This is a genomic window from Bacillus sp. TH25, from assembly GCF_016650935.1.
In the GTDB taxonomy this organism is placed as follows: Bacteria; Bacillota; Bacilli; order Bacillales; family Bacillaceae_G; genus Bacillus_A; species Bacillus_A mycoides.
Map to the genome: position 1 here is coordinate 1 of NZ_JAEKEU010000016.1, position 24,465 is coordinate 24,465.

The following is a 24,465-nucleotide window of genomic DNA, read 5'->3' on the forward strand; positions in this document are numbered from 1 at the left end:
ACGACGTCCACTATTTCAGAAGAAAGATATAGATGCATTTATAACGAAATTTGAATCGCGCCGAGCTTATTATGAAGAGGCTGATATTCATATCGATACGACAAATAAGTCGGTAAAGCAAATTATGAATGAATTAAAGCAAAAGATTAATGAATAAAAAAGTGGACATACTAATCAAGTAGAGGTGATGATAATATGTCTACTAATGATTATGTACGCTTTGTGACACAGCAATTTGTGTCATATATGGATGCTCCAAAAGAGGATCGAAAACAACAGAAACAACAACGTCGTGCGGAGAAAGAGCCATTGCGAAAACCTCTGCTACTTTATCAACTGGTCCACGCAGAATGTTTATGTTTTTTGTATCAGGGTTAGTTGGATCAATATAGTAAACAGAGCTTTCAGGAATTTTGTGTGCTTGTACTAACTTAAATACTTTTTGACATAAATCATTACTCGGTTCAATAACAGTGACACCATTTAAAAACGTCCCTTTTACTTCTTCCATATCATAATCATTTTTTTTATAAGCATTCTCGAACTTATTAATGAAACGTACCATCCAGTGTAAATCTTGATTAATCATTGGAATGATTAAACTAGATGTTTTACCAGAACCAATTGGACCAATAATGATTCCATTTAATGTTCTATCTTTCCCTTTGATACGAACCATTTCTTTATGCTCAATATGAGGACCAATTTCTACATCAGGATATATTTGTTGTTCCTGACTATTAAACCATTTTTGTAACTTGTGGTTTTTGTACTCATATTTTTGTACCCATTTTAAAATTTCTTCCCGGTAACGAACAATATGCCCGCTATACCAAAGAGTAAACAAGATCATAAATACAGTAGGTAAAAACACAAATATCATGGTTAATGTGTGGAAATTCCCCGTTAATACATGGCCTACTGCCTGATATTCACCAAAATTAACATGCGTTGCTTTATCCGTGAGATAAGGGATAACCTTTGCATGGATAGGAGCAGTTGCAAACCATAAGAATTGGATATCAACTGCGATGTGTGAAGCAATTAGAATGAAAAGTTTCCCATTTTTCACATGTAAAGCTGGAATACGGCTGTAGAAACGAAAACTAATTTGTCCTTCTTGTAATATTTGCTTGATAGATTTTCTAAAAGTAGTATATTGTTTTACTTCCTTTAACAAATTAGGCATTTTAGGCAACAAAAAAAGAAACTCTCCTTCTTGTTTAAATAACATCAAATCCACATCATATTTGCTATAGTCAATTGTATTCAATAAACCGATTAAACTTCTTTCTACTCCACCAATTGCCATATCAAATGATGTAATGAGAATTTTTTTCTTTTTCATTTTCTAATCCCTCACCCAATTTATTGTAAAATTTCATAATAATAGCCTTCATTGTATATAAATAATTACAATGAATTATGATTCCCTATACTCTAATCCATATAATGATAACCAATCTGGAATATTACTCTTAATATCAAAACCTAATTCCGAAATTTTATTAACTACTATTTGTGTATTCAATTTTTCTTTTAATAAAGCTCTATGAATTTCTGCGGACCATCTTTCCAGTTTTTCATCTAAACTAATAAATGATATTATTCCTAAACCCATATCTACATTTTTAGTTATTGTATTTGCTACTACGCATGGTACCCCCGCACATTGTGCTTCTAATGCCACAATACCGAATCCCTCGAATAAAGATGGAAAAAGAAAAACATCAAACATCCTTATAATTCTCGGAATATCTTTTCTTACCCCCAAAAATCTAATTTTTTCATAGATACCTAAGCTTTTTGCCTCTAACTCAATAGAATCCTGTAACGGACCATCCCCTACTAAAACAAGTATAAATTTCGAATCAGACCTTAATACCTCTTTGAACACCTTTAACATAAAAATATGATTTTTAGATGCAGAAAAACGGCCAATATGACCAATCACCTTCGCTCCAACTGGTATGTTGAATTCTTCTCTTACTTTATTACTATCCAGTATATCTACATTAACAAATTGATTAGTATCTATTGCATTTTTCACTATCTTTACCTTTGTATTACCAAGATTTTTATTAAATAAAAAGCGTGCAGCTTCAACACTGCACGCACAATAATTCGTTCCAGCATAAGTAATAATTGTTCGTAAAAAGCCCAACAAAACTTTCCCTTTCACCCCAGATCCTATTGGCCAATTATTACTATGTGAATGACAAACCCTTATTTTTATACCAGCTATTTTGGCAGCAACAGCAACAAATCCCCCTTGATAATCAGTATGTGCATGTGCTGCCACATATTGATTACTAGACATTACCTTAACAAGCTCTTTAATGTATAAAAGGGGACCTACCCGACCTAAGCTAGGTATTCGATATATTTCTCCACCCAATGCAATTATTTCCTTATCATAATCACATTCTTCACTTTTATGGGAAACAAAATCAAATTGTACTCTTTCTCTATCTATATTCCTATACACATTCATTAACAGTGCCTCTGCACCCCCTCGGTCCATCGCACTAACGATATGCAACACTCTTTTAGGTCGTTCTAGTTTACACATTAAAAATTACCCCCAAAAATTACTCTTATAAACTATTCCTAAAGTAATAACATGTTCATACACAAAGTAAACAAAATAACATAATATTACTGCATAGTAAATTAACTTTTGATCTTTTTCAATAAATACCTTTATAACCCACGATATCAATATCAATTGGTATAATCCAAAATATATAGAGAATCTAGCAAAAATCCAATTTTGAGTTGAAATAATCATAAAGACTAGACCTAATAATGCCATATTTACGATGTAATCACTCTTCGGAAAAAGCTCTCTTAGTTTATGCCTCCCGATAAAAGCAAGGATGAGCGGAGTTGCTTCCACAACAACTCGAAGAATATTAGCTCCCCCTTCTTGAAAATCCTTATAATATCCATATTGAGTATCCCCTATAGTTGCAAAAAAAACTTCTGCAAATTGATTAAATCCTATCACAATAAGCACCGCAAGAAAGAGTAGTATAAATGTTATTGTCGACCAAGCTTTTCGCCGAACTACAAAATAAATAGGAATCAATACAAGAGCACTTTGATGAAAAGTAGATGCAAACAGAACTATTAAAAAATATTTTTTCCAATTCCCATCTAAAATATATTTTGTGGCGGTAAAAATAATTGCTGCTGCTAAATACTGTCTCAATCCATTCATTGAAACTAAATACATACCTGATGCTATATATACATATAAACTTAACTCAATCATTCTTGAATATTTATATAGAACTGCTACTATTAATATATTTGTTATTAAAGCTGTTATAAAAATAAGAACTTGAGGATCATCCGTATACAATTTTAAAATCATTTGTAAAATGCTAAACCCAACATCCTTACTACTTTGAATATATCCCAAATTAAAATCAGTAACTTTATAAGCATGCATATAAAAATACGTATCACCAATATTATTTCTAAAACCAGATACTAATACAAGAGAGGTAGTCGCCATTAAAATCAAGAACCGATTCGGCTTTAACATCACAATTTCTGAGGTCACCGGCATAGCAAAATACCTTGCAAAAAATGCGAGTATGAATACTATAAAAAGATTCATCCAAAGTATAGTCATTATTATGTCCTCTCATTTACTTACTAAGTAAATTCCTATATATTTACTTCCATTCTTGTTTTCATTGTAATGTAACTATAAAGAATAATCCCCAATGGTAATGCGCAAATCGTCAGACCTTTGCATGGCGACTCTTGTATAAATCTTTTATTTCTCGCTATGAAGCTGCTGGATACATAATGTACAGCTTGCCTATACTTGAATACTCGATTAGTAAATGGTAATTTCATAAGTTCCTTACGATAAAAAGCAAAACCTCTTGGATTTTTACGATATTGATTTAGCATATTCATTGATGAACCGTCAGGCATGTATTCAACATAGCAAAGTGCTTCGTTCATTAGTAACATCTCATATTGTTGATCTAACATATAGTATTTATATGCTAATCCTACATATTTTTCATTTTTAAAAATTGGGTATGGATATTTCTTAGTCAATTCTGTGCGATAGACCAATTTTTTATCACCTGTAACACCATGTTTGTTGTAAAGATCAAAAAGCGTGGAGTATTTAAGGTCCTCTGGTAACTTTGAGCCAATTATTTGCCCATTTATATACAAGTCCAGTCCAATTATTCCACTAACTTCATCATTCCCATAACTATTCCAAAAAGAAAGGATTTTTTCTACAGCATCATCTGGCATGTAATCATCAGAATCAATACAAACGTTTAACTCCGTATCAATCATTTCATAGGCTGTATTATGAGCACCATGCATCCCTTGATTTTGTTGCCAATGATACATAATTTTGATATGTTTTTCAGCAATCCAGCTATCCACCAATTCTTTTGTGTTATCACTAGATCCATCATCTATTATTAACCATACAAAACCCTTACATGTTTGACGTTTTAAACTCTCATAACAATTTTGAAGACAATACGCTCTATTATAAGTAGGGGTGAAAATCGTTAAATTCTCCAAATTACTCACCTCGAAAGTACGGAATAAAAATCTTGGGTTAATTCTGCCGTATGCTTAATATCGTATCCTTTTTCTAATAATAATTGAGCTGATATATTCCTCGAGAAATTACTAGTTTCTAATTTTTTCATTTTTTCTATCCAAGCCACTTTATCCGTTAGAGGCAAATGTTCAACTAAATTCATTCCCAAATCCACTTCTTTCGTAATAGTATCCGATATGATACAAGGTAAACCAACCCCTTGCGCTTCTACAAGTGTGACTGGTAATCCCTCATGAATAGATGGAAAAACAAATGCATCAAATGCTTGAAGTATACGTTCTATATCACCTCGTACCCCAAGAAATCTTATATTCTTCTCTATATTCAAATCTTTTACTTTTTTTTCAATTTCCATGCGAAGCGGCCCTTCACCAGCTAATAACAGTATTGAATTTGGCCGGAATTGAGTTAACTGAGCAAATAAATCTATAAGATAGGTATGATTTTTTTGATAAGCGAATCTTCCGACATGACCTATAACAAAAGCTTCCTGTTCAATTTGTAATTCCTTTCTTACTTGTTTTCTTATTTCAGGACGGAACAAAAATCTATCACAATCAATTCCATTTTTTAAGATTTTGGCTGTATCAGCTTTATCTGCAAATAACCATCTCGCAGCAGCATTTGAACATGCTAACAAATGTGTTGCACATGTAGATATAGATTTTCCTGCATGCCATTTATAGATTTTTGCCGCAATTCCTCCTTCACTACTAGTATTATGACTGTGAGCAATCCTAACCGGTATTCCCGCCTTCTTAGCAGAACGAAGTACAAATCCGCTCATTTTATCCATGTGTGAATGTACAATTCTATATTCTTGATGAGAGGTAAAGAAAGCATCCAGTACCTTTATATATCCTCTATGTCCAACGTTTGTGATATATGGAATTCTATGAATTTCCCCGCCTAACTTTACTATTTCTTCATCAAACACTCCTTCTTTACACGTTAAAAAATCAAATTGAACTTTGGAACGATCTATATTGCGATATAAATTCATAATTAGCGTTTCGGCGCCGCCTCTATTCATATTTACGACTACGTGTAATACTCTTAATGGAGTACCCACCTTAACTCCTCCATTTCACCCATGAATGTTGTATAAATTTCTTGTTTCTCTTTTAACACTTCATTGACTGAATATTGATTTTCAATAATAGTACGTCCATACTGCCCCATCTGAGCTAATAATTGGGGATTTATAGAAATACCCTTTATCCTGTCAGCCATCGCTTTTATATCATCACGATCGACAATCCAACCATTTTTATTATTTATTACCAATTCCCTATGCCCTCGGTTATCAGTAGCTACAACCGGAAGACCACAAGCCATGGCTTCCATAATATTAACTGGCAAGCCTTCCCGATAACTGGATGCAACTGCAAGATCACACATCTGCAGTAAGGAAGCAATATCATTTCTATAACCGAGAAAATGAACCATGTTACTTACTCCCAGTTGAGTAGCTATTTTTTTGCACTCTTCGATTAACGGACCTTCTCCGGCAAGCAAAAGCTTTGCATGTGGAATTTCATTTTTCAATTGTGCTAATACATGGATTAAAAAGCTTTGATTTTTATTCTTATTAAATTCAGCAGCATAAAACATTAAAAAATCTTGTGATTTATAGCCGCATTGTAGCTTTAATTCTTGTTTCTCAATTTCAGTTACAGAAGTAAACCGTTGTACATCTATTCCTACACCGTGAACTAGCTTGATATCTTTCACTGGAAAGCGATGTTTAACTGCTAAATCATAATCTTCTTGGTTAATTGTTATTAAGCAATCCGTATGAGAAGCTAGAATTCTTTCAATCGGATAATAGAGTAACCAATTCATATACGGTGACCCTTTACAAAAGTGAAATCCATGTGCTGTATATACGACTTTCGTTCCTTTCTTCCTTGATTTTCGAGCAGCTAAACGCGCTATTACTCCTCCCATGGGCGTATGGCAATGAATAATGTTATATTTGTTTTTATCAATAATCGACATTAACTTTTTGTATGCATGAAAATTTTGTGATTTAATAGGTGATCTTTGAAAAGGGATATTGTATTTTTGATTGACATATGGAAGTTCCATGTTACCATTTGCTGCAACATGCACTTCCCATCCCTGCTCTGCAAACCATTTCATATACGGTAAATGGAACGCCTTAAAATGATAATCCACAGTTGCACAAAACAGAACTTTTTTAGACATCATTCCCACGCACCCATCTTATTTTATTCTTATTAAGCTCACACACCATTATCCTGATACTGGAATTAATATTTTCAAAGGCTTGCGATGATTAACTAAATATAATAATCTATCTCGCAATTCCGCTTCATTCAAATTTCCATATATAGAGACGAATTCTTCTACCTCTTCTATTCGAACATTCATTTCTTGTCCTACATAAATTCTTGGGTGAACTTGCTTCTCATTCACTTCATCTTCTTTTAGTAATTCTTCAAAAAGTTTCTCTCCTGGGCGTATACCAGTAAATTCTATTCCGATTTCATCCACGGAATTTCCGGATAATCGAATGAGATTTTTAGCGAGATCGACTATTTTTACTGGTTCTCCCATGTCCAGCACAAAAATCTCCCCACCTTCAGCTAACGCACCTGCTTGCACTACAAGTCTAGATGCCTCTGGAATTGTCATAAAATACCGAACCATATCAGGATGAGTAACTGTAACTGGTCCACCATTTTGAATTTGCTTCTTAAATAAAGGTATAACACTCCCTCTACTTCCTAAGACATTCCCAAAGCGTACAGTAACAAACTTTGTATGACTTATTTTATCTTTATGTTGAATTACCATCTCAGCTAATTTCTTTGTTGCTCCCATAACACTCGTCGGGTTCACAGCTTTATCAGAGGAAATCATAACAAACGTTCCTACTCCATGTGCTCTCGCTGCCTCTGATACATTCATAGTTCCAATCAAATTATTTTTAACAGCCTCTTCAGGATTATTCTCCATTAGTGGTACATGTTTATGTGCAGCTGCATGATATACAACATTTGGAAGATGTTTATTCATTATTAAATTCATCTTCTTTTCATCTTGTATATCTGCGATTTCAGGAATAAACGTGCCTTCCATATCTCCATATTTTCTGTTTAATTCCATTTCTATAGAATAAATACTGTTCTCCCCATGCCCTAGTAAAACCAACTTTTTCGGCCTAAATTTTGCAATTTGTCTACAAATTTCCGAACCAATCGAACCTCCTGCACCAGTAACTAAAATAACCTTGTCAGTTATATAATCTGAAATAATATCCACATCAAGTTCTACAGGATCGCGCCCTAATAAATCCTCTACTTGAACATCCCTGAATTCGTTCACCGATACTTTACCCGTTACTAAGTCTTCTAACATCGGAAGAATTTGAGTTTTCACTTCTGTTTTTAAACATCTTTTCAAAATAACATTTTGCTCTCTTTTGTTTAATGAAGGAATTGCCAAAATAATTATTTCAATTTTCAGTTTTTTAACAACGTACTCAATTTGATTCTTACCACCAATTACTGGAATACCCCAAATATCAAGGTTATGTTTTTTTACATTATCATCAATAAATGCGACTGGCATTAATTCGGCAGCGCTATTCTTTAACAACTGCCTTGCAACCATTGTCCCAGCAGATCCCGCACCAACAATTAACGTTCTTTTTTTATCACCCTTTTTTACATAATAAATATCTCTGTACATTCTCCATATAAAACGTGAACCACCAATTAATAAAATATGAATCATCCAAGTTACAACTAACAGCCGAAAATACATTTTTTGCATGATTAGTTGCTGCACAACTGCTGTAGCAATTATAGAAAATGTAACAACTTTGCATATAATGAGTAATTCTCCTATACTTGCATATTCCCAAGCTTTATTATACAACTTATATATTAAAGCAAATAAATGATGACTGACTAATAGAGTGATAGAGCTAATAATTGATGATAAAGTGATAACACTAAAGCTAGCATTTACAAAGAAATAACTAAAGAAAATAGCACTTAACACAATCATTGAATCCATTAAAAGCAATAACGATATCCTCCGCCGATACGTCATGTAACTTCCTCCTTTAATCAATTCCATACTTAACTCTTTCAAATTTAAAGTTTCTAACTATATTCTCTTTATTAAAAGCACATAGTTAGAAACTTTAATAAAACATGGGCATCTAACCCGGCCTCACATTACACTCTTGATGACTCGCATCTAAGGTTGTTTTCACAACCCACAGCATAATCGAGTGCCTCCGTTGATAGCGGTAAGGAGACATCACCACATCGTAGCTCTTTAAAAAATTCTTTATAAAGAACATATTAATATAAGGATATTATTTTTTTAAAAAGTACATTTATGTTATTTATACTTTTCCATTCAAAATCGCACCTAATATCCTACTTTTCGTAAAACTTAACGCCCTTTTCGTTTCAAGCGCATCTTCATTCGCAGTATGATTATAACGTATCACCAATAATACACCTTCACACTTATCAGCCAATACACTTGTATCTGTTACTTCTAGTACAGGAGAAGAATCAAATAATATAATATCATATCGTTCCATTGCCTTTTGAACTAACATATCCATTGCACTCGAACTAAGTACTTCGGATGGATTGAATGGTACCGGTCCGCTAGTTAATACATCCAGACTTTCCATCTCTGTTTTTTTCACGGCGCCCTCTAAAGTTGTTTTTCCGTTCAATATATCAATTAATCCGATTGTATTTTCTACTCCAAATATTTCATGAATCGTTGGTGTTCGTAAATTTGCATCTATTACCAATACTTTTTCACCTTTTTGTGCTATTGAGACTGCTAAATTAACTGTAATCGTTGATTTTCCTTCACCATACCTCGGCGAAGTAATAACTATAGTTCTGCTTTTATGAATAGATGAAGATAATTGAAGGTTTGTTCGAAGCGAACGATACTGCTCCGAAATTTTCGATCTTGGAGCGGTATGTACAATTATACTTTCTCCTTTAACTTTATTTGTTTTTCGTCTATTTTTGTAAGCCACTCCGTTCCCTCCCCCAATAATACCGTATTTTTTTTACTGAATTTGTCTTTCACATTTTTTCTATTCATTTTAGATATTCCGCCCAAAACAGGGACATCTAACAATTGTTCAATTCGCCGTTCCGATTTGATTCTCTCATCAAGTGAATCCAATAAAAAAATGAATCCAATACTGAGCACCATACCTATAGAGAATGCAATTAGTATCGTCTTAAAGTGATTTATATTTATAGGCATAGAATTTTTTTGAACTGGGTCTTCTGGTAATATACTCACATTATTAAAATTCAGTATATTCGCTACTTCTTTCTTATAAACAGCGGCTGTAGTATTTGCAATTTTATGAGCAAGCACGGGATCTATATCCACTACATTTATTCTCATAATCTGGGACCCTTGCACACTTTCTGTACTTATTTGTCCACTTAATGCACCTGCAGATCTGTTAATATTCAATTCAGCAGCCACTTTTTCTAATATTACAGGCTCATTTACCATCGCTTTCAATGTATTCATCGTTTCAGCATTAGCTTGAACAATAACCCTTGCTGAAGAGGCATATAATGGTGTTTTTACATATATAGTATACATCGCTCCTGCTACTGTTGTGAGAGTTGTAAATAATAGAATGATCCAAATTCTTTTCCGTATAATAGTAAATAGATTTTTCAAATTTATTTCCTTATCCATAACTTCCCTCCTCATTTAAACCAATGAGCTTCAACTTGAAATTGGCATCGAAAACTTAAGAAAAAAACAATATTTTTATTCTTTTTAATATACAAACATTTCTAGTTAATGCCATTTTAGTTCTTTATACAGAACGAGTCAACACAAATTATTTTCACTAAATTACTTCCTGATAACACTAAAAAAAATGCGACAATATTCGTGTTTTTTCACTGTAGATAAATGACGAAAAAGCCCTAATACCGTAGTATTAGGGCTTTTTTCTCTCTTAGTATAGAGACATATATTGATCGCGTTCCCATTGGTGAACTTGCGTGCGGAATATATCCTCTGGATTCATCAAGTTTTAAATCGAGCCAAAAACGTTGATTTCTCAAAGTTTTATAAAAGTGATGTTTCATAGCGATTCATCACTTTTTTTATTTTTGTGGGTGAATTGTGGGTGGGTTTGTGGGTGTGAAGTTTAAGCTATAAAATTAAAACCCTATAATACAAAAAAACGACTCAATTAGCCGTTTTTTGTATTATACATATGTCAATCATGTAATTTTTTCTCACTTTCAAATTAACAATTACTTAAATTGTTAATCCAAAGAACTTTGCAATTGTTGCTAAAGATGCAGTAACCCCAATTGTAGTTTTTAATGCATCTATTGCTGTTTTCGCTTTTGACTTGTCTTTTTTTGCATGCGCTTCTTTAAGTTGTTCAGCTATAAAATTTGCCATGGTACGTTTACTTTCATCTTGTATTTTATCAATTTCCTTAAACAAATTAACAAATACTTCTTCAGAAACACCTTGTTGAATGTTCACTGTTTGTGTAACATTATCTCCTGTATTTACTGCGCTTTGGTTTATAGACCCGCCAACTTTTATACTGTTATCAATCACAACAATTATCCCCTCTCTATTTCTTGTAACGAGCCCCATTTTCTCTAATTCAGCAAATTTTTTAGTACCATTAACTAAATCTATTGCTAGGCCAGTTGGAGCATCGACTTTTGAATTATCCTCTTTTTTTTTTTGCATTCTTCTCTATATGCATCTACAAACTGAAATGCAATTAAGACATTATCTGGGTCAAATTCTTCATCTGAACACCAACATTCATAAACCTCTTCATAATCTATCGGTTGATTAAAGTCTAAAACATGACATTTATGATTATACGGACAAAGAATTATTTGAACCGGATGCAACATAAACCCTTCTAATCTCATTAGATATTTAAAAACTTCTTCATAATACGTTTGATTCAAATGAGCAGCATTCAATACATTCTCTACTGTAAAATTCTCGATCGGGGGAATTATTGCTGCCCAGTCTTCCAAAATATTATTAATTTTTAAAGCCGGTACATTCATAATATTCCCACCCTTTCTAATAAAGTACTAGCCTTCATTTCCTACAGCAGTTTGTTGGTTAGCTAGTCTCATAGTATATGCTACATAAATATATGCTTCTAGTACATGTTCATATACTGCTTCTGTTACTTTTTTCTTAAATTTGAAACCACCGTTTTTTAAGTTTATTTCAAATGAAACCTCAATTGGTAGCTGTGTTTTTTCATCAATATATTTGAAAAAACATACCTCATCCATAGTATCATCTGTGGGTAATCCTAAATCTGTAATTGCCTTTGTAATTTTACTAAACCATTCATCGTTTCGCAAGTCAACATTTTGCACTCCATTAAATACTAAACTTCCCACCGTTGCAGGAATTGCAATTTGTGTAGATGCCAATCCTGCCGAAAGCATTTGACACATGATTTTCGCTTCATCTTTCGTAACGATTGAAGTATATGTCCACTTATATGGCTGACCATACCCTAAAATTTTCATTATAAAATCTTTATATTTGTTACGTTCATTGTATGCACATCTGAGTTCTATTACTTGATCTCCAAAGTGAATAACTGCCGAAGATGTTGATGCATACACACCTGGTTCTGTATCGTATCCACTTTTACGAATAGTATCTTTGGCTTCTACCATTTTTAAATATACATCTTCACCATCACGATAAATCGCGCATAATTTCAATTCTTTTAATAATGGTGGTTGCCATTCTGTATCAATTTGTGATTGAGTTATATATTTATCTTCAATCAAAGATTTTACAAACGAAGATGCATCTTTTGATTTATTCGGAAATTGTGAATCCGGCTTACAAATTGTAAGATTACCATCTGTAAAACGAAATTGGTTATGTAGATGCTCTAATTGCCATCCTAATTTCAATTGAATTAAGTCTTCTATGACGTCATTAATATCCCTTCCATAATGCTTAATATTGTGTAAAGATGCTAACTTCTTAATATACTTCTTTGGTATGTTAAAATATTGTGTCATATACAGACCCTCCCAGTATTTCGGAGAAACCATATCACAATTCTATAAAACTAGACAAATTAACTAATTAATAATAGAATTTATATAGATGATTGGCATGTATGGTTTATCCTGCATGTCTTTTTTTATTTTAAAACCATTATATAATTTTTGGCAATTTTTTTCTATAATAAACCATTTTTAGCAAGTCAAATTTACTTTATTACAGATTAAAAAACGCCCCTACTGACTATTTGCATTAAATTATTCCTAATAGTCACTTGAGCGTTTTTATTACGATACGCTATATTTAATTCATTTCTTCATCTGTTCCTTCCTATTTAAAATATCCTTTTTAAAAAACAACCTATCTCGAACCATCTCTTTAATCGGCACTAATGTCCCCGACTTCACCAACTTATTTAAATTCTGCCTCGAACATTCTAAAATCTCCAATGCCTCTGAAGTATTCACAATTTCATCATTTACGAATTTTATTAGTTCTTCCTTCGATTCAAAGTTATACATTTTTCTTCTCCTTTATATAGAGAGTAATCATATTTACAATCATTAGTACAAACGATATTATGCTAAATACTATTAAGACATAGCCCCATGTGTTTAAATTATCATAATCCAGTATTGCTAAGATAAATCCTAAAATCAAAATTACGGGAATATTCGTCCAAATAAACTTTTTCATCATATTATATGGAATGTGTTATAATCTTAGTTACAAGGGAGATTGCTCTCCCCTGTGGTGTTATTCGGAGTCGACTTCTTGGCGGGGGCGACTCTTTTCTTTTTCCTCTTTGATTTTGTAGTATGTATCTACGCTGTTTTTAACAACTGTTGATACTTGGGAAAAGAATGTTGCGACTGCTGTTAGCGTTCCTAAGATTATTAACCAATCCACTTTGTTCACCTCCTGTTCTTTATACTCTTATTATACACCTTAAGTTGACTTGAGTCAACTGTATTTAAGAATATTTTTCCTGTAAGTCTAATTTTATCCTGTAAAATAGCACAGCCCTCTCTTTCGAGAAGGGCTTTTTTATTACTTATTTTTTAATACGTTTACATTATTTCAATTTGTATTAAAAGAATTTGGTATAATTAGCTTAATTTAAGGGAGGGAACTAGTTTGAAGGTTATTCAATCTATATTTAGAGGGTTTCGTTTATTAAGTAAAATCATAAATCCAATATTAAAGGCATTATCTAAAAGTAAATTCTAAACATCCTAATAAAAAAAGCCGACTCCTTTAATTGGAATCGGCTCTATTTATTCAAAAGGACGAAATTTTTCTCTCAATGGCGCTAACTCTTCCGCTAACTTTTCTACATCAGGACGAAAATAAACCGCAATTCTATTTGATACTTTCAAAGGTGTTATACGACCTTGTTTTACAAGCGTGTGTAATCGCTGAGTTGTAACCCCTAAAACATTTGCAGTTTCAGGAGCTGTTAACACAACTTCTTGTGCTATCTTACGCTTATATTCCTCACTTGCATTATCCATATTATTCACCCTTTCCTTTCATATATATAGCAATTAAATTAATAATCAATGCTACACTTAAAATCACCGTAGCCATAATGCCTAAGTAGGTGGTCATCTCTGATGCTCTATAATCTGTCACTGTAACCACTAATATTAAAAATAATACTAATACCAAAGTGTTTCTATCTAATTTCATTTTTACATGGATTGGATTTGTGTTATAATTTTTTAAGGGTGGGGGAATTTCTTCCCCCGTTGTGTTATTTGCGTCTAGTCTTGCGGGCTAGGCGTTTTTCTTTTTCTTCTTGCTTTTTCTTCTCCTTTCTGTCTTTCATATCGTTTATGTTTTTCTTTGTGGTTATGACTCCTACCACCATGCCTACTATGTAAGCTAGATTTTTAAGAATCTTTTCTGTTAAGTCCCAATCCATGTTTCTCACCTCCCTTACAAATATAATTATACCATACCTGTTGTTTATAATCAATAGGTATTGGTTAAATAATTGCTATAAAATAAAAAAAGCCGTCATTTGACGGCTCTTGTTTTTACTTCACATACACATAGGCTTCATTTGCTGTTACATAGTATGTTTTGCCTTTGCTATTGTGAACTTTATATTGCGGTGAACCATTAACATTTACTTTTGCATCAATCGTAAATCCTAATCCTGCATCTACAGAACCCGCCACGTCTTTATCTTGCCAAGATGGAGCATCATAGAAACGTAGATTGTTAACTTTTGAAACAACACGATTCCCTACAATAGAAGAATCCACTGTACTATTCTTACTAAATTTCACATAAGACGGATCGTTCTTAATCCATTGCTCTCCACCAAGATTTAGCCAACCATCCTTTTCAGCCCATACAACATAAGATTCTGGTTTGTTTAATTGACGAATCTTTGAATAGCTTGTATCTGGTCCTTTACGTAAATTAACGTTGTAGCCTTCAATATAAGCAATCCCATCTGTTACAGCTGTTGGCACTTCTGCTGGTTTAGATGGCTTCTCAGGAACAGAAACATCCACGCTAGAATTATTGTATGCTCGTTGTACATCTGCTCTAAATTGAGCTTCTGAAACTCCATGAGACTTTAAGTAGTCAAGTGGATCCTCATGATCTGTACCGCCGAGATGATGAGTTACATCGCTATGCGTCCACAATCCTTTTTCTACGGATAACCCACGGTCACGTAAGATTTTAGCTAGTAACTTAACGTATTTATCATAGCTACGTTTGAATTTTGTATAATCCACTGTTTCGCATAACTCTACATGTACAAAGCGTTTATTCGCAGCAGGTCCACCACCATAAGCAATGTACTTTGTATCCGCGATTTGGATTGTTTCATTCCAGTCCACTGCGTAGTGCACAAAAGCTGAACGCCATGTACGAGATTCATATTTTTGAATATTAATAGCTGGAGCTTCTGGGGTAGCTGTAGAATGAGCTACAACGCCCTCATAAGCACCGACACCGTTACGGTATGGTTGTTTCGGTAAATCAGGAATAATAAGTGTTCTGTCAGCAAAAGCACTTGTAGCAAAAGAACCAGCAAGTACTAGAATCATAAGTAACGAGGTAATATGTTTCATTGTCTTTTTCATTTTACATCGGCATCCTTTTTTATAATTTTTGTGTGGTCAAATAATCCACTTGCTGATAGTCCAATAATGATTCCTTGAAATATATTTGTTTTGATATCTTGGGACAAAAATAAAACGCCTAGCATTATGCCAAGCGTTAAATTTAATAGCGGAACATATTTTGTTTGCATCCCAACTGTTTTTGCAATTTGTGATAATCCTACAACAACACCAATCATTACCGTAATTTCAATCATTACATACCACCTCCTTTCAAGAAGAAGGTCAGAGCCGCTCCAATAAGCCCACCAACAATAAGGCGTAAGATCCAAGTTGTATTAGCGCTAATCTTATCTAATTGCTTATTAATATTGATAATGTCTTTTTCATTACCTGTTGTTCGCATTTCTAAACTTTTAATCTCTAAGCGAATGTCCTTAATATCTTGCTTTATTTCTTGAACATCACTTCTCACCTCTTGCAAACCATCCATACCGTCCACCTCTTTCCAACCTCATAAATTATTCAAAACAAAAAAGCCTACTTTTCGTACGCTTTGCTTTAAATCTAGCTATTTAGTTCCTCCTTGTTTATCTGATGCGTCTACGTGTTCCTTAATAGAATCTCCAGCACCGACTTCTGTAGAAATCACTGCTGCCGGATCTCCTGCTTTTATAATAGAAACGGTAATTGGACTGCCTCTGAATAATTCAACGTTAACGTTAAAATTACTCGCTGTAATAATCCCTGCATTCACCAAGTTATCCACAACATCATCGATTTCCATAAATTTATTATCGTTCCCTGGCATCACATCTTCATTTGGAGCTGGGTTTTGAACTAATTGCATAACTAACTTCTCTAATATTGGCATGATTTGATTGATAATTTGGCTTTGTAATTGATTTTCCTCTGGACTTGTACTTTGGATTTGATTTGTCATTTTGTTATCTCCCCTTTTAGACAATAAAAAAGACCAGCTTATGGCTGCTCTGGTTTCTTATCAATTAATTGTTGAAGTAGCAATTCTTCTAGACGTGCAATTCTGTCCTCTTGTATTGCTAACCGATTGGCTTGTTCTTTCACAATTTCCTCTAAAGCCAAATGTTTCTTGTAAACTTCCTGAGTGCCTGCAATACCGATAGTCATTAAAGGGTACGCAGAAACAGTTTTTCTGTCTTCAGTTGCTAAGCATTCTGGCATTTCCTCTGCAATGAATCCATACTCTAAAGGAACGTCTTTAATTGTAGGCATTGGCTCTTGGTATTCGCCTGCTACAATCTTTTCACGCTTTTCATAGAGTTTTTGCATTTCAGACTTACGATAGTACTGCTTAGGCTGTAGTTGCATTAACGTCTCTAAAGCATCTACTTTAATTTCTTTAATAGCTGTTTTTACCTGTCTAGTAGATTCCCACATATTTTGTGTCAAGTACACCTTATCTACGTGAATGTTACTTAAGCTAGTTCCATCACCGTTCTTAACCTCCATACCATACTTGGTGTAATCAGGGTGTTGTGGAATACGTAAAGTAACCAGGTGTCCCATTCTAAAATCTACGTCAGCCTGAGTGTTACCTCCAGAGCGTTTATCGTTAATGTATAACGTTCTTATCCTCCATTCGTCAGCACCTTTACTGTTAGAACTATTTAGGAACCAACTACCATTGTAAGCATCTAAAGACATGCTAGTACCTGATACAAGTTGGATATCATTTAAGCTTTTACTGCCCCTAGTAGTGTTCATACGGATATGACCTTTAGCATCTAGGTCAATGTCGCTATCTTCTGAGCGCATTTCAATGCTACCCATATATCCCATTTTTATAGACGATTTCATGTTTATAGATCCGTCTGAGTTACGGCTTCTAGCCATACCGATACGACAATTTGATAAATCGTAGTTATTCCATTTGGGTGTTTGTTGCTCCAGGAATAAGGAACCATTAACCTCTAATCTGTTAGCGTTGTCGTAGTTGTTTCCAAGCACTAGAGCTGTACGGACTGTATTATCTGGTAAGTTAGGCATAAAACCTAAATATCCTCGTGTGATTGGTCCCGTGTTACCTACATTGGATTTAAGAGAAATATTTTGCTGATTCATGTCAACAAAATAGCCTGTAGAGTTTGTACTAGTTGAGATAGTTACACCTGCTAGTCTACCAGATTCTATAGACTTGGCGGTTACAGCTCCGTCCAGGTTAATCTTACTGGCCTGGATCAATACAGCTTGAGCTGTTTGGTTGATTGTGGAAGCGACCTCATTACTTTTAACTCTTTGAGTAATCTCTCCTGCCATTAAAGCAATAGAGCTTGTGTGGGAATCTACAATAGACTTACTTCCAAATTGACCGTTAGCTTCTTTCTTCGTATAAACATCCGTTTTTTCTGCCTTTAAATCAATACTTTTAGACTGCTGATTTATGCTTGTTTCAAAAGTCGATACCTTAGAGTTAAAGTCTGTAGTAGCTACTTTCTTAGCAATCTCACCTACAAGTTGGTCATAGTTAGCATAGTCTTTCGGGTTTTCCATAAAGGTTGTAGGGTTTGCACCCTGTTGCACTTGTGGTTGAGATACCCACATAAGACCATTCTTAACCAAAAAGATACCCGCTTGAACATGTGTAACATTTTTGGTAGGTACGTCAGCTGTAAGACTTACAAATGTCCATGCCCCTCCAACTAATTTACTTCTAATATTTGTATCAACTTGACCAACCACCGACGAACCATTAAGGAATTTCAACTCTATAGACCCTCCTGCATCCATTCCCTCTGTATTGTTAGTAAATACCCATACAGATAATACTAACTTCCCTGAATCAGCTGAAACAGGTATCAACTGGTTAATGCCTGTCCAAGTATTTGCAGTTAGACCTGTAGCTTGGATCTGAGCTGAGTTATACCCGTCATGATTTCGAACGCTTGTAGGAGTAACTGCTGTTCCTGTAGTGATTCCCATCTTGTTCCACTTCGTAAAACTTGGAGTTCTAGAAGCAACAACTCCAGTAGAAGTATTAATTACCCTGTCCTCAAAAGCTGAGTTAAAGTACATGTTCACACTACCTAATCCACCTACATAATCCTGCATTTGAGTCTCAGAAACTTTAGATTTAATTTGATTATTCAATTGCGTGATATCGCTAGTGTTTTGCTGAATAATTTCTCCTTGTTTACCCTGTGTTTGTGATAACGATGTAATGCTTTGGGAATTTGAATTCGTAGTCTGTTCCACTTTATTCAGAGTTGATTGCATTGTACCTTGATTTTTTTGAACAGTTGATACAGAAGTTGTAACACCCTCCACACTTTTTTCAATCTCTGTTGTTTTTTTGTTGAACTCATCAGTCGTTACTTGGTCTTCTGGCGCTGGTGTCCATGCTGTAGCAATATTGGCTAATTCAAGTTTGACATTTTTCACATATGCTACACCTTCAATACCTTCGCCACCATATATATAAAATCTAGCCACTTTAGTAACGTCATATTTGTTATGGAGTTTCATAGTAAATGTGTAGCGTTCCCATCTATTTACTTCACTTACATTAAACACATACTGACCACTGTGAAAATTTTGTGCTGTGTTACCTTCAATGAAATGATGTAACCCACCGTTTATACGGAAACCTTTTGTATCTGACCAAATATCCATACTAATAGTAATTTCTTTATCTGCGACATTATTTCTCGCAAATTCTGCAACCACATCTTCAGCTATACCCATCCATCTATTTTTCCGACCGATGATATTGTTTTTGTTAATAAATGCTACAACTGGATAACCGAAAGTAGTTATATCTAGATGGGCGTGATAGCCTTTTGTTGGATCTGCTACACCTCCGTTATACCCACTTCCCCAACCAGATGCCTGAAGGTTCCCATTTAACGATTTGTCCCAACTTATAGAATCATTAACAATATAACTAGAAAAATTAGAGTTTTTAAGAGAATTTCGTCCATCTAGTTTTGTATTATCAACCTTTGTCTCTACACTCGTTAGCTTCTCACTGATTTTCCCTGCTTGCTCTTTAATTTCAGTTGTCACTTTAGTTAAAACATTACCGTCTCCAATATCCTCAGGGGCTGGTCGCCATGGATACGCCTTAGTCGTAACGGAAATCATGGGAGAGGATTGTTGATAAATGTATTTTCTATCTCCACCCGACCATTCCCACGGTTCGACACGAATTAATTGATCTGTTGCATCCATATGCTTCTTTTCGACAGTGAACGTACCAGAAAATTGCTTCCATTGATTATCAACGTTAGGTAGTTCAGGGCCGAGCCCTAAACCATCATAAATACTATGTTGCGCTTTAACCCCATCAGGTGCGTCTTTCAACCTTGCCCAAACAGAATAAGTTACTTTGTCTCCAATTTTAATTTTATTCGGTTTAACGAGATTTACAATGTGATATGAAAGCCCATGCCATGCACCAGTGACATCAACAACAGCATTCCCGTTGAATTTGTCTTGTGATAACTTAACTGTACCGCCTTTAAAGTAAACAGGTGTCACCAATTCCTTTGTCCCAACCATCAGGTTCGTAACATCGCTATCAATACCGTCAACCTTTTTCTCTACTGACGTAATTAACTTTGCATTGCCATCCACAGTTGATTCAACCGTATTTAATTTATTACTAATTTCACTATCCTTTTTTGTTAACGATTCAATTGATTGTTTAAACCCATCTGCGGTTTGTTCTGATTTAGTAACTCGTTCTGTAAGCTTTCCCTGTTCGTTTTGTACATTTGATACAGAAGTATTAATCCCTTTAATAGTAGTCTCGATTTCTACTGTTTTTTTAGTGAAATCAGTTGTTGATACTTGGTCTTCTGGTGCTGGTGTCCATGCTGTTGATATTGTGCCAATTTCTAATTTAAGCTTTTCAATTAACACATCCCCCGTGAAATCACGTGCTAAAGCGTAAACTGAAGTCTCTTTAATTGGCTTATCCATTACTACAGCACTCGCTGTGAATCTTTCCTGGTTATACTGTTTACCTAGTGTTAGGCGGTTTTCCACACGGCAACTTGGATAATGAAATGTATTGTCTGTGAAAGTAATCTTCACTTCGAAACCAGCCCATTTATTCGTTGTACCCCATGCAGTAACTTTACCTGTAAATAGGAAACTCATAGCAAGATTCTGACCCTGCATTAAAGCAGCTACGTCCTTCGCTACATCAAAGTAGGTATGCGGCTTGTTTTCTCCAGTCTTCACTGAATGTGATTTAGTAGCTGTTTCTAGTAATAGATTTCGACCACCAATTTGAATATTATCAACTTGAGTTTTCAGATTAGAAAGTGTCTGCTTCGTTCCATCTGCCGTTGATACAATCTCATTCGTTTTACTTTCAAGTTGGGACAAACCATTATTTATTTTCGTTAACTCTGACTTCTCTGCTTTTTGTTTAAGAGCCTCATTTGTTTGACTAATAGATGTGTTAATATCTTGGAACTTCTTAACGTTACCATTCTTATCAGTTTCATAGATTTGTTTCCCTATAAAACCATCTTTAATTTCATCTTTCGTATAAACACCGGATTTATCAGCCTTATCTTTTAATTGATTATTAATCCACGTTTGATCAACTTTGTCATTAACCTGTTTTTGAACACCAACTATTTGTCCAGCTATTTCTTGCGCTTTACCCTCCACACTTAGAACCTTTTGATTTAATTCCGTTTTAGCTGTTTCAATATCTTTCTTAACATCTTTAATACTTTGTTGTAATGGAGCTGTATCTGGAACAACCGATTCCCACGCTGTACCTGTCCATATTTTTAAGATACCAGGCTTACCATTACTAATATCACGCCATAGTGTTTTATTTGCTTTAAGATCAGTAGTAGGTGGTTTAACATTTTCTATAATATCTACAAGATTTTGCTCCATGTAATCTTGAGTTGCTTCTGCTAAATCTTTAGCTGTTTTACTTTCCTTTTGAGCCTGGTTTGATTTGTCGAGTGCATCTTGAATGTTATTGCCCTGATTGTTCACTTTGTCTTTTAATGCATCAAACCACCCTTGAGGTACTTTATCTTGTAAAGATGCTAAAATCTTTTGGTACATTCTGCGTAACTCTTCATTCGGATCAACAATTTCACGATAATCACCAAACACATATTTATCTTGTGTAGGGTCTTTAAAAGATTCATCACCAGCAATAGCGCGCGCTTCAAGGTATAACTTAGGTGTGAAACCTCTATCTATGATTCGGATTGTATCGCCTTCATTGATTAGTTCGTGCGCTAGTCCAAATACTTGCCCTATACTTTGAGCTTGAACTTCGTAAGAAACAGAAGTATTTACACGTTTTTCTATTTCTGTTTTCATAAGAATTTTAAGTCGTTGCGGAGTCATATCTTGATTTTCTGTCTCTGGGCTATAGAAGCCAAATTTATGTTGCCCTTTTTCATTCCATCGTTGAAAAGCACCGTCGTCCACAAGATAAGGTACGCCGTTATTTATTTCTGCAATAGTAATAAATTCTCCGCCTTCTTTTTTAACGAAACCTAATAAGGCTGTACAAATGTTTTGAGAGTTCTCAATACGCTTAATTCCCATTAAATCTTTACCAAGAGTTACTTCTTTCTTTGTATCTCGCCCTCGCTTCTTGACCATATCCACATAACGGCCAACGATTTGAGATCCTATAACTTCAGCACGATATTGAATCTCTAATTCAAATGAAGAAGCAATCTGTTTAAGAAAAGTCAGTGGATCGGTAAATTCATCAATGGTCATAGAATGTGATCCATTATGCTCCGTTTTACCTATTTTCCACTTGGTACCTGCAAGAGCTATTCCCATACATTCATTCAACGTTTTACCTTCAATTTTTTGTGGGTTAATAATCCCTGCTTTAGCCAGCTGAATCCATTCACCTGATGCATAAGCAACCACTGATCTATCTTTAGAATCTTTTTCCGCTTCAGTAATTACATATGGAATAATTCGACCATCACGCACTTCTTTTAACACTAAATTTTGTTGTAAAAGCGTTGTTGCATGTTCTGTATTATCAAACACCCTAAACTCTAATGTATCTATATTATTCTTGATTTCCCAATGGCGTTTATCATCCCAATAATCTTTTGGTTGTATAGCTGAAACGATTTGACTAGTTTTAAAATCAACAATATGTAAGATTCCACTTGGTGTTCTCATCTAAATCGCTCCCTATAACTTAATTTTGCTATTCCTATATTGGCTGGACGTACTATAATTTCATTCGGCCCTCTTTTTACAATAGGAAATGAACTGAATATGTCTTTCAATCCAATCACATTTTTCCCGTTAATTGTTACTAATGATCTTTCTGTATCTATTTGTATTTTGTCTCCTATATCAAAAATATAAGGAGTCTCGTCTATGGTTAAAGTGTTTATCTTCCAAAGCTTAACATCTTCAATAAATGCAATATCAACTGGTGGATTAGAACCATAAACAATACATCCTACAGCTATCTTTGCTACTGGCCTAGCTGTCATAGGATTACTGTCAGACTCATCTCTCCATGTACGGACAAAACTAGCATCATCTATCTCAGTATTCTTACGATATTTAGCAAAATAGAAACTCCATTCTTTGCCCCTGCGAGCTACTGAAACATGTCCTCTAAAGTCGTTAAATGTATCAGAGTACATTCCCATCTCGTCAGAAATCCACTTTCTAGAACCTCCTGAATCAATAATTGCTTGTGCTGTTGTCATTTCATGACTCATATACTCATCAGCCATTGCTAGTTCAACTATCACATTGTCGTTAGCATCTAAAAGCATAACCACAGTTTTCCCCATTCTGTTCCAGTGTTCAGACCGAAAAGTCATTTGCACATCAAGTCTAAAATCTTGGATAACGCCACCTGTATTAGGAATAGTTCTCTTCATAAAAGGACCATGCCACTCAGTATCCGTTCCCGTTCCATATGAGTCAGGTGTAAAAGCGTATCCTTGCCAAACCTTCATAGCCCCTGAACTTTTGTAAATCCCTATTTGACCAGTTACAGCATTCCAAGTAGTTAAACTCTTCATTTCGTCCCATATGAGACGCTCATTTTGTTTCACAACACGAGTTTTAACACCTGTGGGATAACCTAATCTAAAGTATTCGTCACCATTCCAGACATCAAGAAAAGGGCTCTGTGCTCCCACAGTTATATCAATAACGGGATTAGACTCTACAGAGCCATTGTTACGTAATGAAGCTTTTAAGTCTCCCTTCTCAATAGCCAGTATTTTCTCTTGTACAGCTCCCAACTTATAAGGCATTGGACAAATAAATTTAAGTGTTCCTGTACCAAGGGCTACAAATTCATCTGGATCAAAGCTATCATCTACAATTGCTAAATATGTTCTATTTGGTTCTATATCAAAAATAAGTTCTGCTGGTTGATCTGTTATTAACCACCCTGCAATTTCCTCTTTCAGCGTTTCTAAATCAGATCCATCAGGAACTATAATTCCCACAGGAATAGAAAGAACCCTAATTTCAGTTTGTGTGTTTAATAGTCTTGCACCAGGATACCCCGGAATACTTAATAAATTTCTTTTCAATGGCGCCCAAGTAGGTCTTTTCAAACCTTTTGCAATTTGAACAAATTCTTTACGCTCGTTGTTAAATGTAAAAGAGCTCATTTTGACACCCCATTTCTCTATAAAATAAAAGAAACTCAAA

General features: G+C 34.5%; 22 protein-coding genes and 2 pseudogenes. 2 read left to right on the forward strand and 22 right to left on the reverse strand.

Annotated elements, in window-relative coordinates:
- Both JFT89_RS12460 and JFT89_RS12465 read left to right on the forward strand, forming a co-directional pair.
- Window positions 1-157: shikimate kinase (locus tag JFT89_RS12460; protein WP_374191874.1), on the forward strand; the 157-nt coding region annotated here is incomplete at its 5' end.
- Between the two features lie 38 nt (window positions 158-195).
- A pseudogene (locus JFT89_RS12465) lies at window positions 196-309 on the forward strand (YqzE family protein); the annotation flags it as partial.
- Here the strand turns inward: JFT89_RS12465 and JFT89_RS30655 are convergent.
- The 22 genes and pseudogenes from JFT89_RS30655 to JFT89_RS12575 all read right to left on the reverse strand — a co-directional run.
- Window positions 302-1,117 (reverse strand): annotated as a pseudogene (locus tag JFT89_RS30655) (DNA translocase FtsK); the annotation flags it as partial. The pseudogenes JFT89_RS12465 and JFT89_RS30655 overlap by 8 nt on opposite strands.
- Window positions 1,118-1,423: 306 nt before the next feature.
- Window positions 1,424-2,572: a glycosyltransferase family 1 protein gene (locus JFT89_RS12475; protein WP_201040087.1), complete on the reverse strand. Its 1,149-nt coding sequence runs from the start codon at window positions 2,570-2,572 to the stop codon at window positions 1,424-1,426.
- Window positions 2,573-2,578: 6 nt separating this feature from the next.
- A complete protein-coding gene (locus JFT89_RS12480) occupies window positions 2,579-3,643 on the reverse strand; it encodes an EpsG family protein (RefSeq protein WP_201040088.1) in 1,065 nt (354 codons plus the stop codon).
- Window positions 3,644-3,678: 35 nt separating this feature from the next.
- Window positions 3,679-4,572, reverse strand: coding sequence for a glycosyltransferase family 2 protein (locus JFT89_RS12485; RefSeq protein ID WP_002111245.1), 894 nt, complete (start codon window positions 4,570-4,572; stop codon window positions 3,679-3,681).
- 5 nt (window positions 4,573-4,577) lie between these two features.
- Window positions 4,578-5,687: a glycosyltransferase family 1 protein gene (locus JFT89_RS12490; protein WP_201040089.1), complete on the reverse strand. Its 1,110-nt coding sequence runs from the start codon at window positions 5,685-5,687 to the stop codon at window positions 4,578-4,580.
- Window positions 5,672-6,829, reverse strand: a complete 1,158-nt coding sequence (locus JFT89_RS12495) for a glycosyltransferase family 4 protein (RefSeq protein ID WP_201040090.1) — start codon at window positions 6,827-6,829, stop codon at window positions 5,672-5,674. The genes JFT89_RS12490 and JFT89_RS12495 overlap by 16 nt, the downstream gene beginning before the upstream one ends.
- A 45-nt stretch (window positions 6,830-6,874) precedes the next feature.
- Window positions 6,875-8,701 carry a polysaccharide biosynthesis protein gene (locus tag JFT89_RS12500; protein ID WP_201040091.1) on the reverse strand — a complete coding sequence of 609 codons (1,827 nt, stop codon included), beginning with the start codon at window positions 8,699-8,701 and terminating at the stop codon, window positions 6,875-6,877.
- 301 nt (window positions 8,702-9,002) lie between these two features.
- Window positions 9,003-9,665: a CpsD/CapB family tyrosine-protein kinase gene (locus tag JFT89_RS12505; protein ID WP_016096295.1), complete on the reverse strand. Its 663-nt coding sequence runs from the start codon at window positions 9,663-9,665 to the stop codon at window positions 9,003-9,005.
- The gene (locus JFT89_RS12510) at window positions 9,614-10,354 is read right to left on the reverse strand and encodes a YveK family protein (RefSeq protein ID WP_016096294.1); all 741 of its coding nucleotides are present in this window, start codon (window positions 10,352-10,354) and stop codon (window positions 9,614-9,616) included. Before JFT89_RS12510 ends, JFT89_RS12505 begins: the two co-directional genes overlap by 52 nt.
- Window positions 10,355-10,930: 576 nt before the next feature.
- A complete protein-coding gene (locus tag JFT89_RS12515) occupies window positions 10,931-11,383 on the reverse strand; it encodes a hypothetical protein (protein WP_201040092.1) in 453 nt (150 codons plus the stop codon).
- Window positions 11,332-11,718, reverse strand: coding sequence for a hypothetical protein (locus JFT89_RS12520; protein WP_201040093.1), 387 nt, complete (start codon window positions 11,716-11,718; stop codon window positions 11,332-11,334). The genes JFT89_RS12515 and JFT89_RS12520 overlap by 52 nt, the downstream gene beginning before the upstream one ends.
- A gap of 27 nt (window positions 11,719-11,745) precedes the next feature.
- Window positions 11,746-12,708, reverse strand: coding sequence for a hypothetical protein (locus tag JFT89_RS12525; protein WP_201040094.1), 963 nt, complete (start codon window positions 12,706-12,708; stop codon window positions 11,746-11,748).
- A gap of 294 nt (window positions 12,709-13,002) precedes the next feature.
- On the reverse strand, window positions 13,003-13,215 hold the full coding sequence (locus JFT89_RS12530) for a hypothetical protein (RefSeq protein WP_002142768.1): 213 nt from the start codon (window positions 13,213-13,215) through the stop codon (window positions 13,003-13,005).
- A 235-nt stretch (window positions 13,216-13,450) separates the two neighbouring features.
- Window positions 13,451-13,603 carry a hypothetical protein gene (locus tag JFT89_RS12535; RefSeq protein ID WP_170956727.1) on the reverse strand — a complete coding sequence of 51 codons (153 nt, stop codon included), beginning with the start codon at window positions 13,601-13,603 and terminating at the stop codon, window positions 13,451-13,453.
- A 368-nt stretch (window positions 13,604-13,971) separates the two neighbouring features.
- The gene (locus tag JFT89_RS12540; RefSeq protein WP_201040095.1) at window positions 13,972-14,208 is read right to left on the reverse strand and encodes a helix-turn-helix domain-containing protein; all 237 of its coding nucleotides are present in this window, start codon (window positions 14,206-14,208) and stop codon (window positions 13,972-13,974) included.
- Window positions 14,209-14,450: 242 nt separating this feature from the next.
- Entirely contained in the window at window positions 14,451-14,621 is a 171-nt protein-coding gene (locus JFT89_RS12545; protein WP_201040096.1) for a hypothetical protein, read from the reverse strand.
- Window positions 14,622-14,736: 115 nt separating this feature from the next.
- On the reverse strand, window positions 14,737-15,801 hold the full coding sequence (locus JFT89_RS12550; RefSeq protein ID WP_201040097.1) for an N-acetylmuramoyl-L-alanine amidase: 1,065 nt from the start codon (window positions 15,799-15,801) through the stop codon (window positions 14,737-14,739).
- Complete coding sequence (locus tag JFT89_RS12555; protein ID WP_000570216.1) at window positions 15,798-16,037, reverse strand: hypothetical protein; 240 nt, start codon at window positions 16,035-16,037, stop codon at window positions 15,798-15,800. The genes JFT89_RS12550 and JFT89_RS12555 overlap by 4 nt, the downstream gene beginning before the upstream one ends.
- Complete coding sequence (locus tag JFT89_RS12560; RefSeq protein ID WP_000348876.1) at window positions 16,037-16,273, reverse strand: hemolysin XhlA family protein; 237 nt, start codon at window positions 16,271-16,273, stop codon at window positions 16,037-16,039. The genes JFT89_RS12555 and JFT89_RS12560 overlap by 1 nt, the downstream gene beginning before the upstream one ends.
- A 78-nt stretch (window positions 16,274-16,351) precedes the next feature.
- Window positions 16,352-16,723 carry a hypothetical protein gene (locus tag JFT89_RS12565; RefSeq protein ID WP_201040098.1) on the reverse strand — a complete coding sequence of 124 codons (372 nt, stop codon included), beginning with the start codon at window positions 16,721-16,723 and terminating at the stop codon, window positions 16,352-16,354.
- A 38-nt stretch (window positions 16,724-16,761) separates the two neighbouring features.
- Window positions 16,762-22,956: a phage tail spike protein gene (locus tag JFT89_RS12570; RefSeq protein ID WP_201040099.1), complete on the reverse strand. Its 6,195-nt coding sequence runs from the start codon at window positions 22,954-22,956 to the stop codon at window positions 16,762-16,764.
- Complete coding sequence (locus JFT89_RS12575) at window positions 22,953-24,425, reverse strand: distal tail protein Dit (RefSeq protein WP_201040100.1); 1,473 nt, start codon at window positions 24,423-24,425, stop codon at window positions 22,953-22,955. Before JFT89_RS12575 ends, JFT89_RS12570 begins: the two co-directional genes overlap by 4 nt.
- Window positions 24,426-24,465 lie beyond the last annotated feature (40 nt).